The following is a 12,810-nucleotide window of genomic DNA, read 5'->3' on the forward strand; positions in this document are numbered from 1 at the left end:
GGGGTCTGCAGAAGCAGCTCATAGGTGAAGAGGGCATTGACGCCCTCGTGGCCCGACAGCCGCACGGGCTGCAGCAGGGGCGTGCCGGCAAAGACCGGCAGTGCGGGCGAATGCACCCGCAGCGTGTGTGACAGCGTGGACATGGAAACCTCTCCCTGGCAAGCCGCTCTTTGGCGTAGACGGCAAGCGGCGGGACGAGGTTAAGGGCGCGCGCGGAAGGGCCACGCGGCTCAGCATGGGCCGAAAGCATCTTTTGCCGTGATGCGTGCAATAGTTGCCCGCCAGCGCAAAAGAAGGGCACATGGACACAACAGCGCCAAGTTCTTCCTCGGCCGCAATCGGGCCAAAAGACGAAACAGGCTACCCAGCCGCAAGCGACGGCCGGCGCCGGCTCCACTGCACCAGCTGGTCGGCGGGCATCGGCCGCGCGAAGAAGAAGCCCTGCAACTCGTCGCAGCCCATGCCGACCAGGATGTCGCGCTGGCCGGCGGTCTCGACGCCCTCCGCCACCACGCGCAGGCCCAGGGCCTGGGCCAGTCGCACCACCGCATCGACCACGGCACGGGCGTCGGCGCTGGTCTCGAGGTCGCTGATGAAGCTGCGATCGATCTTGAGCTGCCGCGCGGGCAGGCGCCGCAGGTAGCTCAGGCTCGAATAGCCGGTGCCGAAGTCGTCGATGGCGATGAAGACGCCGATGCGCGCCAGGCGGCCGAACACCTCCTGCGTGGTGTTCACGTCCTCCATGGTCACGGTCTCGGTGATCTCGCACAGCAGCTGGGACGCCGCGACGCCGTTGCGCCGCAGCGCCGCATCGATGCGTTCGACGAGGTCGGCCTCATGCAACTGCTGGGCCGACAGATTGATGGCCACGCGCATGGGCAGGCCGGCACGGGCCCATTCCTTCATCTGGCGACAGGCTTCCTCGATGACCCACTGGCCCAGTTGGCCGATCAGGCCGAAGCGCTCGGCCACCGGGATGAAGATGCCAGGCCCCAGCGTGCCGCGCACCGGATGGTTCCAGCGCACCAGCGCCTCCACGCCCGACAGTTCGCGCCGGCGGCTGTCGATCTTGGGCTGGTAGTGCAGCACCAGTTCGCCGCGCTCCAGCGCCTGGCGCAGCTCCGCCTGCAGGCTGAGCTGCTCGTGCGCGTTGGTGCTCATGTGCGGCTCGAAGAAGGCGTACTGCCGCCCGCCCGCCCGCTTGGCGGCCTGCATGGCGGCATCCGCCAGCGCCACCAGCGCCGCCTTTCGGCCGTGGTCGGGGTGCAGGGCCACGCCGATGGAGGCCGAGATCTGCACGGGCGGTTCGCCCACCCCGAAGGGCCGGCCCAGTTCGTCGAGGATGCGTGAGGCCACCAGGCTGCAGTCGGCCTGGCGCGTGACGTCCTCCATCAGCACGACGAACTCGTCGCCACCGATGCGCGCCACGGTGTCGCCGTTGCGCAGCACCCGGCGCAGGCGCTCGGCCACCTCCCGCAGCACCTTGTCGCCGCAGGCATGGCCGAAGGAATCGTTGACCGGCTTGAAGCTGTCCAGGTCGACGAAGAGCACCGCCAGCTTGCGTGCGGCGCCGGTGCGGGCCACGGCCAGGCAGTCGTCGAAGAAGGCCCGGTTGGGCAGACCCGTGAGCGGGTCCAGCACGGCACGACGGTCGAGCTCGTCGTTGGCCTCCTGCAACTGGTGATGGGCCTGTTCCAGAGAATGGGTGAGGTCGCGCGTGCGGCCCCGCAGCCGGGCATCGAGCACTGCCGTGACCAGCGTGAGCACCTGCATCAGCACCGTCGCAGCGACCACCATGAGCACAAGCCCGTCGCCGCCGAGTTCGTCGGCGCTCAGGCATACGCTCCCTTCCTCGTACCTTGCGGCCGCCATGCCGAGGTAGTGCGCACAGATCATGGCCAGCCCCAGCCCGATCGCCAGGCCCAGCTGCCGCACCCACGGTCGCTCGACGTCGCCCCGGTGGAAGAGCAGCCACAGGGTGGCCATGGATGTGAGCCACACGAGCGCGCAGGCAGCCCCGAGCAGGGGCAGGTTCAAGTGCGCCTGAGGCGCCATGTGCAGCGACAGCATGCCCAGCTGGTGCATGCCGACGAGGCCCACGGTCATGGAAACCGAGCCCACGACGAGGCCCGCGGCGGTGAGCCGGGGCGCACGCGCCATCAGCAGCGTCAGCGCCGAGGTGAGCACGCCGGCCAGCCACGACAGACCCGTAAAGCCATAGCTGTAGCCGATGGGCACGGGCAGGCTGTGCGCCATCATGCCCACGAAGTGCACGGCCCAGACGCCGGTGCCCATCACCAGCGAGCCGCCGGCCCACCAGGTGCGGGCCGTGACGGCATCCCGCGTGCGCACGCGCTGCGCCAGGTCGAGCGCGACGAAGACGACGAAGATGGACAACGCCACCGATGCCGCAACGATCAGCGGGTCGTAGCTGGACACCATGGCGGCGGCAGTCATGGGATGCGAAACGGATGCGGCCGGATGGCACGACAGCCGGGGCAGGACACCGCCCCCACCTCCCGGTGGGCGAGCCCGAAGGACTGCGGGATTGGCGCATTGTTTTGCATCGTTGTAACCGCCACTTGCGTTACAGGCCCGGCCATGCCGGTCCGCCCTCCATTCACCTGGAACGGCTCCATGCCACCCCGCGCTCGGGAGGGTAGCGCCGCTGCGACGAGGCGTCGTCAGTCTTTCGCCAGAACGGGCGTAGGAAAGCCGGCCTTCCGGACTACGCCGCAAGACGTGCCGGGGGACGGTCGGCTCACGGCCGCGGCAGGCGAGCGGGCACCGCCCTGGCCGGACGGCGCGCCCGGCGCAGGCGCTCAGATCACGGTGAAGTGATGCGTCCCGTCGCGGCCCAGTTGGGCCACCAAGCCGAATTCCCAGTCCAGGTAGCCCTGCATCGCCTCGCGCGGGGCGTCGGTGCCTTCATAGGGACGGCGGTAGCGGTCGGTCCGCGGCGTGGCCAGGCGGGCCTCGCCGGCCTCCTCGGGCAGGCCGGCGGCAAACCAGGCGGCATTGCCGCCGGTCAGCAGGCGCACCGGGACATCCGCGCGACCCTGTGCATCGAGCAACGTCCGCAAGTCGGCCGCCGCATAGGCCGCGAGGAGGCTCGTGCCGCAGGTCAGCACGTACTGGCCAGCCGGGGGCAGCGACTGCGCCAGGGCGTTGGCCAGTTGGGCGCGCACGGCGAACCAGGCACCCGGGATGTGGCGCCTGACGTAATTGGCGCTGGCACCCACATCGATGAGCACGGCATCGCCCGCCTGCAGCAGCGCGGCCAGGGCCGCGGGCGCGATGGGCTCGACCTCGCGGTGCGGCGCGGGCCGTTCCGGCGCGGGCGTGCCCGTCTCGCGGAAGTCGGCGGCCGTGGCGCCCTCGATGCGCCACACCTCCCAGCCCATCTGCGCCAGCCAGGAGCCGGTCATGGCAGCGCGCACCCCGTCGTCGTCGGCGAGCACGAAGCGGGCGCCGCGCACGGGGGCGTGGTGGTCGGTCTCCTGCACCAGTTGGCCGCCGGGGGCGCTGGCAAAGCCCGGCAGGTGGCCGGCCTCGTATTCCTCGGGCGTGCGCACGTCCAGCCGGTACGTGGTGCGGCCCGCGTCGGCGAGCAGCGCGGGCAGATCGGCCAGCGCCAACGGGCGCACACCTGCCCGCGCCGCCACGGCCTGGGCATCGGCCCGCGCCTGGACGGCCACCGCCGCGTCGACCTGCGCCGGCGCGCGACGCTGCGCGCCCTGGTCCAGCTGCTGGCCGGCCAGCAGCCAGCCGATGGTGCCGTTGCGCAGGGCCGCCACCGGATTGGGCAGGCCCGCATTCACCAGCGACTGCGTACCGATGATGCTGCGGGTGCGTCCCGCGCAGTTGACGATGACGCGCGTCGCCGGATCGGGCGCCAGCGCCCGCGCGCGCAGCACCAACTCGGCACCGGGCACGCTGGTGGCGCCGGGGATGCTCATGGTCTGGTACTCGTCGAAACGGCGCACGTCCAGCACCACCACGTCGGCCTTGGCGTCGAGCAGCGCCTGCACCTCCTCAGCCGGCAGCGAGGGCGTGTGCCGTTCGTGCTCGACCAGTTCGCCGAAGGCCTTGCTGGGCACGTTGACGTCACGGAAGAGCTCGCCACCCGCGGCGCGCCAGCCGTCGAGTCCGCCGTCGAGCGCATGTACGTTCGTGTAGCCCAGCCGGGCCAGCACGGCGGCGCCGCGTGGCACCAGGTCCTCGCCTTCATGCTCGCCGTAGAGCACGATGAGCGTGTCGCGCCGCGGGATGCGACGCCAGGCCTCCAGCTCGATGCGCGACAGCGGCAGGTTGGCCGCCCACAGCGGATGGGCCTGGGCATAGGGGTCTTCCTCGCGCAGGTCGAGCAGGGCGATCTCGCGGCGGTCCAGCAGGTGCTGGCGCACCGCGGGCACGCCCAGCACGGGCAAGGAAGACGAAGGGACGGTCTGGGTCATGAAGCGAAGAAAAAGGAGGACGCCGTCCGGCGCGCAGCGCGATCAGGCCGCACGGGCCCGCACCTCGGCGCTGCGGTCCCACAGGTTGGGCAGGACGGCGTTGGAATAGCCGGAGACGAAGCGCTTGCGCCCGCCTTCGGCCGGGTAGGTGTGGCGTGCCACGGCGCCGATGTTGGCGCCGTAGACATGGATGCTCACCGAGACCTGGTCGGCCAGCGCATTGCGCACCTGGTGCACGTCGCCGACACGGGGCGACACCGCCTCGACCTGGCCCGGCCGCAGGTGCACGGGCGCGCCGTGCGGCTGCCAGCACCCTTCGGCGTCCGGGCCGTAGCCCTGGCTGATCTCGGCGCCGCGCAGCATGCCGATCAGGCCCCACACGGTGTGGTCGTGCACCGGCGTGGCCTGGCCCGGGCCCCAGACGAAGCTCACGACCGAGAAGCGCTCGCTGGCGTCGGCATACAGCAGGTGCTGCTGGTAGTAGGTGGGGTCGGGCCGGGCGAAGGCCGCGGGCAGCCAATCGTCGTGCGCGACCAGCTGCGCCAGCAGCGCCCCACCCTCACGCAGGATGCGCGGCTCGTCCGGGCTTTGGTCGAGCAGGCGATGGAAGCCGACGACGAAGTCGCGCAGGCGGGTGATGCCGGTCATGCGCGGATTGTGGCCGCAGGGCCTGCCGTGGGTCGATCCGGGACGGCCCGGGCCGCCGCCGCCAGGGCCTGCTGGCCGGCCGCGACCAGCGCCGCATCGCTTTGCGGCGTGTGGATGCGCGCACACAGCACGTCGCGGTGGTGGCGCTCCAGCGGGTTCTGGCGCGACAGGCCGTGGTTGCCGCTGAGCTGCAAGGCCAGTTCCACCGCGGCGATGGCCTGCGTGCCCACGGTGTGCTTGACCAGGCCGCTGTCGGTCGGCGTCGGCGCCTGGCCAGCATCGACACGCGCGGCCAGGTCGTCCAGCAGCACGCGGTTGGTGCGCAGCAAGGCCTCGATCTCGCCCACCTTCTCCTGCGCGCGCGGCAGGGTCGCCAGCGGCGCCCCCAGGCTGCCCGGCGCCCGCGACTGCAGGAAACCCAGCAGCCAGTCGCGCGCCGCGCCGGCCACCGCGTCGTACAGGCTGCCGAGCAGCGTGGCCATCCAGGCCTGCTGCCTGGCGAAGGCCTCGGCCTCGGCGGCTGTCGCGGCCGCTGGCGCCCATTGGGCAGGCGGACGGATGTCCACCGCATGGTCCAGCGGGACGCGCACGCCCGCCAGCACCGCCTCGTGGCTGCCCGAGGCGCGCAGGCCCAGGTGGTCCCAGCTGGCGATGGTGCGCACGCCCGGTGCCTTGCCCGGCACCAGGAAGAAGCCCACCCGCGGCTGCGGCTCATCGGTGCGGCCCCACACCAGCAGCCACGACAGCCGCTCGATGCCGGTGGTGTAGAGCTTGTGGCCGTCGATCACCCACGCGTCGCCCTCGCGCCGGGCCACGGTGCCCGGCAGGCCGCCGCGCGCGGGCGAGCCCAGCTGCGGTTCCACGCGCAGCGCATTGGCCAGAGCGCCTTCGCGCACGCCGCTGCGGGCCACGGCCTCGCGCAGGTGCGCCGGCCAGCGGCTGGCGGGATGACGCAAGGCCTGGTGCTGCAGGTAGGTCATGGTCAGCACCAGCGCGGTTGCGGGCTCGCCGGCCGCCACGGCCGCGATCACGCGGCGCGCCTCGGCCAGCGTGGCGCCGCCACCGCCCCAGGCCGCCGGCGCCACCAGGCCGATGAGGCCCAGGCGTTGCAGTTCCTCGAAGTTGTCGTGCGGAAAGCGGCCGGCCAGGTCATGGTCGGCGGCCGTGGCAGCGAAGCGCCGCGTCAGCGCGGCCAGCGTGGCGTCGTCGATAAGCGCAGCGGCCTCGGCAAGCGCAGGTGAATCGGCTTCCGCCTCGAAGGCGGACGCGAACAGGGTCTGGGGAAGTGCACTCATGAGAGCGGACTTTGGAGGTCATCCGCGCGTGCGCGAACCATCGTTTGCGCATATCCAAACTCGGAATCCGACGTTCACGCGACGGCCATGGGCCGATACGGTTCGGCCCCATGCTGCAATCTTCGACCACCCTCTTCCGCACCACGCGGCGCCGCCTTCTGCAGGCCGCCGCCCTGGCGCCTGCCGCAGTCCTTGCCGCCCCCAACGACGACCTCGCCGGCGTCACGCTGCGCGTGGGCACCTACAAGGGCAACTGGCGCGCGCTGCTCGATGCCGCGGGCCTGCAGCAGGCGCCCTACCGCATCGACTGGCGCGAGCTCAACAACGGCGTGCTGCACATCGAGGCCATCAACGGCGATGCGCTGGACCTGGGCTCCGGAAGCGAAATCCCGCCCGTGTTCGCGGCGCGGCAGAAGGCCAATCTCAAGCTGGTGGCCGCCATCCATGAAGACCTGAACAACCAGGTCACCGTCGCCCGCAAGGACGCACCCATCCAGTCCATCGCGGAGCTCAAGGGAAAACGCGTGGGCTATGTGCGCGCCACCACGGCGCACTACTTCCTGGCCAAGCAGCTGGCCGAGGCCGGCCTGTCCTTCAACGACATCCAGGCCGTCAACCTGAGCCCGGCCGATGGCCTCTCGGCCTTCGCGCGGGGCGATCTCGATGCCTGGGCCATCTATGGCTACAACGGCCAGATCGCCCGGCTGCAGCATGGCGCGCGGGTGCTCAAGACGGGCGTCGGCTACCTGTCGGGCAACTTCCCGGTCTATGCCAACCCGCGCTCGCTGGAGGACGCGCGCCGCCGCGCCGCCATCAGCGACTTCCTGCTGCGGCTGCAGCGCGCCTATGCCTGGGTCAACGGCAACTTCCTGGCCTATGCCCGCACGCAGTCGGCCGAGACCCGCATCGCGGTGGGCGACATCGTCGAGCTCTTCAACCGCCGCAGCCACGACTACAGCCTGGTCCCGGTGAGCGACGCCGCGGTGCGCAGCCACCAGGACGTGGCCGACACCTTCCTGCGCCTGGGTGTGCTCGACGGCCCGGCCGACGTGCGCCCCCTGTGGGACCGGCGCTTCGACGCCGCGCTGCGCGCCGGCGCTGCATCCGCCGCCTGACTCCGCTTCCTCCCCTCCCTCCTCGGTCCATCCTCCAGAAAGCCTCCCGTGAGCCATTCCCCCACCGACGGCCAAGTCCAGTTCATCGGCATGATCCAGACCCAGAAGGTCTCGGAGACCCATGCACCGCGCGGCCCCGCCATCGACCGCGATTACGTCCGGGCCTTCGCGCAGGCGCACGAACAGGCCGGCTTCGACCGCATCCTGGTGCCGCACCATTCCACCAGCCCCGACGCCACGCTCACCGTGGCCTACGCAGCCAGCGTGACCGAGCGCATCCACTTCATGCTGGCGCACCGGCCCGGCTTTGTGGCGCCCACGCTGGCGGCCCGGCAGTTCGCCACCCTCGACCAGTACACGGGAGGGCGCCTCGCGGTGCACTACATCTCCGGCGGCTCCGACGAAGAGCAACGCCGCGACGGCGACTGGCTGAACCACGACCAGCGCTATGCCCGCACCGATGAGTACCTGGAGGTGCTGCGCAAGGTGTGGACCAGCGAGCGCCCCTTCCACCACCACGGCGACCACTACCAGGCCGAGAACGCCTTCTCGGAAGTCAAGCCGGTGCAGACGCAGGACGGCCTGCCCCATGTGCCGGTGTACTTCGGCGGCGCGTCCGAGGCGGCGCTGAAGGTGGCCGGCAAGCATGCCGACGTGTACGCGCTGTGGGGCGAGACGCTGGACCAGGCGCGCGACCTGACCACGCGTGTGCGGGCCGAGGCCGCGCGCCATGGCCGGCAGGTGAACTTCTCGGTGTCCTTCCGCCCCGTGCTGGCCGACACCGAAGAGGCCGCCTGGGCCCGCGCCGACCGCATCCTCGAAGAAGCGCGCCGCCTGCGCGTGGTGGCCGGCTATTCGCGCGGCGGCCCGCTGCAGAGCGAAGGCGCGCGCCGCCTGCTGGCCGCAGCCAACCAGGGGCCGCGCGTGGACAAGCGCCTGTGGACGGCCATCGCGCAGGAGACCGGCGGCCGCTCCAACAGCACCGGCCTGGTCGGCACGCCCGAGCAGGTGGCCGAAGCGCTGCTCGACTACTGGGAACTGGGCGTGACCACCTTCCTGATCCGCGGCTTCGATCCGCTCGAAGATGCGCTGGACTACGGCCGCGAGCTGATCCCGCGCACGCGCGCCCTGATCGCCGAGCGCGCCGCGGCCCGTCGCGCGGAAGCCCAACGCCGGGTGGCCTGAAGCGATGAACGCCCCCGTCCACGCCGCCCATCTGCAACCCGCCGCCAGCGCGCTGCGGGCCCGCTTCCATGCGCAGCCGCAGGCGCGCTACTGGTTCGACCCGGCGCCGCCGCGCACCACGGTGGAGGCCGAGCGCCGCCATCGGCAGGAGCGGCTGGCCGGCGCCTTCCGCCTCTTCGCGCGGCACGGCTTCGACCTGGGGCTGGCCGGCCACATCACGGCCCGTGACCCGGAGCTGTCCGATCACTTCTGGGTCAACCCGCTGGGCGTGCACTTCTCGCGCATCAAGGTGTCGGACCTGCTGCTGGTCAACAGCCGGGGCGAGACGGTGATCGGCGACCGGCCGCTCAACAAGGCGGCCTTCGCCATCCATGCCGCCATTCACGAGCGGCATCCGGACCTGGTGGCCGCCGCCCACACCCATTCGACCTACGGCAAGGCCTTCTCCACCCTGGGCCGGCCGCTGCTGCCGCTCACGCAGGACGCCTGCGTGTTCCACGGCGACGTGGCGCTGTTCGACGACTTCACCGGCATGGTGGTCGACCTGTCGGAAGGCGCCCGCATCGCCGAGGCGCTGGCCAAGCCCGACGGCGGCTTCGGCAAGGGCGCCATCCTGCGCAACCACGGCATCCTGACGGCCGGCCGCTCGGTCGAGGCGGCGGCCTGGTGGTACATCGCGCTGGACAACGCCTGCCACACGCAACTGCTGGCCGAGGCCGCCGGCACGCCGCGCCCCATCGACGAGGCCACGGCCCGCCACACGCACGCGCAGATCGGCGGGCCCGAAGGCGGCATCCATGCATTCGAGAGCCTGTATCAGCCGCTGGTGGCCGCCGAGCCGGACCTGCTGGACTGAGGGCCCTCGCCTCTTCTTCATCTTCTTCCACGACGCCATGACCTCGACATCCCTGCCCCTTCCCGCCTCGCGCCGCCAGCTGCTGCGCGCGGGCGGTGCTGCCGCCGTGGTTGCCGCCGGCGGCCTGCTCGCATCGCGCGCCTGGTCCCAGCCACGCAAGCTTACCTTCGCCTGGAACGCCAGCGCCTTCTGCCTCTCGCCGGTGGTGGTGGCGCAGGAGCGCGGCTTCTTCGAGAAGAACGGCCTGCAGGTGGAGCTGGTCAACTACACCGGCTCCACCGACCAGCTGCTCGAATCGCTGGCCACCGCCAAGGCCGACGCGGCCGTGGGCATGATCCACCGCTGGCTCAAGCCGCTGGAAGCGGGCTTCGACGTCAAGATCGTCGGCAGCTCCCACGGAGGCTGCGTGCGGCTGGTGGGCAGCAAGGACGCCGGCGTCACGCAGCTCGCGCACCTGAAGGGCAAGACCATCGGCGTCTCGGACATCGCGAGCCCGGGCAAGAACTTCTTCTCCATCCTGCTCAAGAAGAACGGCATCGACGCCGACCGCGAGGTGCAGTGGCGCCAGTACCCGGCCGACCTGCTGGACGTGGCCGTCAACAAGGGCGAGATCCAGGCCATTGCCGATGGCGACCCCACGCTCTACCTGATCGAGAAGCGCAACGCCGGCAAGTACACCGAGCTGGCCACCAACCTCTCGGGCGAATACAAGGACAAGGTCTGCTGCATCGTCGGCGCCCGTGGCGAGCTGGTGCGCAAGGACAAGCCCACCGTGGCCGCGCTGGTGCGCTCCATCGTGCAGGCCTCCGACTACGTGGCCGACAACCCCAACGAGTCGGCGAAGCTCTTTGCCAAGTACTCGCCCAAGGTGCCGGTGGAGGACCTGCAAGCCCTGCTCGGCACGCTGACGCACCGCCACCATCCCACCGGCCGCAGCCTGCGCGACGAGGTGGAGTTCTATGCGCGCGACTTCCGCTCGGTGGGCGTGCTCAAGAGCAGCACCGATCCGAAGCGCCTGGCGGACCACGTGTCTTACGACGTGCTGGCGTAACAGAAAACACCCCCCATGCCGCTTCGCGGCTCCGGGCGGCCGCCAGAGGCAGCTGCTCTTCGGGCACGTCCAAGCCTGCGCAGGCAGGCTTGGAGCCTCGGCCCTCAGCCCCTCTCGTTCGCCTTCGGCCTGGAGGGGGGCGCACCCAGAGGCCTGGCGAAGCCAGTTCCTCGGGTGCCCTGGCATGGCCTGCTCTGCGGCCACTTGATCCTTGTCGGGGTGCCGGTCTCGTGCCATATGGGTGGCGCGCGGCGCCATGGAACACTGAAATGACGACTTTTGATTCCGCACTTTCGCGCTGGACGCCCGCCGACGGGCCCGCGCTCGACGCACCGCCGGCAGCGGCGCCCCCGCCCCCTGCAGCGGCCATCGCGATGCCGCCGAGCGCGATCCCAATCGCACGCGCCGCGAGACTCTGGCCACGCGGCCTGCTGGCCGCCCTGGCCTGGCTCGGCCTGGGCGTGCTGACGCTGGCCTGGCCCAACAAGCCAGCCGGATTCAGCGACTGGACCTTCACCACCGAATTCGGCCTGGCGGCCCTGGTGGTCGGTGCGTTGCTGCTGGTGCCCGCGCTGGTGCGCCGCGCCCGTGGCGGTCGCGCTGGCGCACGGCTGGTGCACGCGGGCGCCTGGCTCGTGGCGCTGCCGGGGCTGCTGGCGCTGTGGGAGGTCTTGACGGCCAAGCTGGGCCTGCTGCCGCCGCCCTTCTTCGCACCGCCGCAGAGCCTGATCGACGTGGCGGTGGAGGACTGGCCGCGCCTGGGCCTGTCCACCGCGCATTCGGTGCGGCTGCTGGCACACGGTTTCGTGCTGGGCGCGCTGGTCGGCTTCATCACCGGCGTGTGGATCGGCTGGTCGCGCGTGGCGGGCTACTGGGTGCATCCGGTGCTGCGCTTCCTGGGGCCGGTGCCGGCTTCGGCGCTGTTGCCGCTGGCCTTCTTCTTCGCGCCGTCGAGCTATGCCGCCGCGGTGTTCCTGATCGGGCTGGCCACCTTCTTCCCGGTGGCGGTGCTGTCGTGGTCGGGCGTGGCGGCGGTCAACCGCCAGTACTACGACGTGGCGCGCACGCTGGGCGCAGGCGAGTGGTTCCTGGTGCTGCGCGTGGCCGTGCCGGCCGCGCTGCCGCAGGTCTTCGTCGGCCTGTTCATGGGCCTGGGCGCATCGTTCTCGGTGCTGGTCACGGCCGAGATGATGGGCGTGAAGGCCGGCCTGGGCTGGTACCTGCAGTGGGCCCAGGGCTGGGCCGCCTACGCCAACATGTATGCCGCGCTGATCGTGATGGCCGTGCTCTGCTCGGGCCTGATCACGCTGCTGTTCACGGTGCGCGACCGCGTGCTGTCGTGGCAGAAAGGGACCGTCAAATGGTGATCCCGCTGCTGCGCGAATACGACGACGCCACCGAAGAGGCATCGCCGCCGGCCTCCGCGGGCACGGCCCCGGGCGGCGCGCGCATCGACATCGAGAACGTCAGCCACTGGTTCGACGTGCCCGGCGGCAACAAGCTGCAGGCGCTGGACGGCATCGACCTGCATGTGGCGCCCGGCGAGTTCGTGGCCCTGCTCGGGCCCAGCGGCTGCGGCAAGTCCACGCTGCTGCGCCTGGTCGCCGGCCTGGAGCCCGCCACCACGGGCCGGCTGGCGCAGGACGGTGCGGCCATCACCCGGCCCGATCCGTCGCGGATCGTCGTCTTCCAGGACCCCACGCTCTACCCCTGGCGGCGCGTGCGCGCCAACGTGGCGCTGGGCCCGCAGGCGCGCGGCGTGCTGCGCCAGCAGGCCCACCGCGTGGACGACGCGCTGGCCCGCGTGGGCCTGGCCGAGTTCGCCGATGCCTTCCCGCACCAGCTGTCGGGCGGCATGGCCCAGCGCGTGGCACTGGCCCGCGCGCTGGTCAACGACCCGCGCCTGCTGATCCTGGACGAGCCGCTGGGCAAGCTCGACTCGCTCACGCGCCTGCAGATGCAGGGCGAGCTGCTGCAGCTGTGGCAGCGCAGCGGCTTCTCGGCCCTGCTGGTCACGCACGACGTGGAAGAGGCGCTCTTCCTCGCCCAGCGCGTCGTGGTGCTGAGCGATCGGCCGGCGCGCATCGTGGCGCAACTGCAAGTCGACCTGCCCTATCCGCGCCACCGCGGCCATCCGCGGCTGGCCGAGCTGCGGCACGAGGCGCTGCGCCACCTGGGCCTGGATGCGAGCTGGTAGTCCCCG

The 12,810-nt window shown here is 71.5% G+C and carries 10 protein-coding genes; 6 read left to right on the top strand and 4 right to left on the bottom strand.

Annotated features, from left to right (window positions below; genetic code table 11):
- Positions 1–360: 360 nt before the first annotated feature.
- The 4 genes from ACT54X_RS15800 to ACT54X_RS15815 all read right to left on the bottom strand — a co-directional run bounded on the left by ACT54X_RS15800 (position 361) and on the right by ACT54X_RS15815 (position 6,400).
- Complete coding sequence (locus ACT54X_RS15800; protein WP_294370783.1) at positions 361–2,457, bottom strand: putative bifunctional diguanylate cyclase/phosphodiesterase; 2,097 nt, start codon at positions 2,455–2,457, stop codon at positions 361–363.
- A gap of 365 nt (positions 2,458–2,822) precedes the next feature.
- A complete protein-coding gene (locus ACT54X_RS15805) occupies positions 2,823–4,457 on the bottom strand; it encodes a rhodanese-related sulfurtransferase (protein ID WP_476347437.1) in 1,635 nt (544 codons plus the stop codon).
- 42 nt (positions 4,458–4,499) lie between these two features.
- Positions 4,500–5,105, bottom strand: coding sequence for a cysteine dioxygenase family protein (locus ACT54X_RS15810; RefSeq protein WP_476347438.1), 606 nt, complete (start codon positions 5,103–5,105; stop codon positions 4,500–4,502).
- The gene (locus ACT54X_RS15815) at positions 5,102–6,400 is read right to left on the bottom strand and encodes an acyl-CoA dehydrogenase family protein (RefSeq protein ID WP_476347439.1); all 1,299 of its coding nucleotides are present in this window, start codon (positions 6,398–6,400) and stop codon (positions 5,102–5,104) included. The genes ACT54X_RS15810 and ACT54X_RS15815 overlap by 4 nt, the downstream gene beginning before the upstream one ends.
- Positions 6,401–6,510: 110 nt before the next feature.
- Here ACT54X_RS15815 and ACT54X_RS15820 point away from each other — a divergent pair, with 110 nt between their 5' ends.
- From ACT54X_RS15820 to ACT54X_RS15845, 6 genes are all read left to right on the top strand, one after another.
- Positions 6,511–7,515, top strand: a complete 1,005-nt coding sequence (locus ACT54X_RS15820) for an ABC transporter substrate-binding protein (protein WP_476347440.1) — start codon at positions 6,511–6,513, stop codon at positions 7,513–7,515.
- Positions 7,516–7,605: 90 nt separating this feature from the next.
- Positions 7,606–8,700: an LLM class flavin-dependent oxidoreductase gene (locus tag ACT54X_RS15825; RefSeq protein WP_476347645.1), complete on the top strand. Its 1,095-nt coding sequence runs from the start codon at positions 7,606–7,608 to the stop codon at positions 8,698–8,700.
- Positions 8,701–8,704: 4 nt separating this feature from the next.
- On the top strand, positions 8,705–9,556 hold the full coding sequence (locus tag ACT54X_RS15830) for a class II aldolase/adducin family protein (protein ID WP_476347441.1): 852 nt from the start codon (positions 8,705–8,707) through the stop codon (positions 9,554–9,556).
- A 37-nt stretch (positions 9,557–9,593) separates the two neighbouring features.
- Positions 9,594–10,607, top strand: a complete 1,014-nt coding sequence (locus ACT54X_RS15835; RefSeq protein ID WP_476347442.1) for an ABC transporter substrate-binding protein — start codon at positions 9,594–9,596, stop codon at positions 10,605–10,607.
- Positions 10,608–10,876: 269 nt separating this feature from the next.
- Entirely contained in the window at positions 10,877–11,974 is a 1,098-nt protein-coding gene (locus tag ACT54X_RS15840; protein WP_476347443.1) for an ABC transporter permease, read from the top strand.
- Complete coding sequence (locus ACT54X_RS15845) at positions 11,968–12,804, top strand: ABC transporter ATP-binding protein (RefSeq protein WP_476347444.1); 837 nt, start codon at positions 11,968–11,970, stop codon at positions 12,802–12,804. The genes ACT54X_RS15840 and ACT54X_RS15845 overlap by 7 nt, the downstream gene beginning before the upstream one ends.
- Positions 12,805–12,810: the final 6 nt, after the last annotated feature.

Source organism: Pseudacidovorax sp. DMC4 (assembly GCF_056314265.1).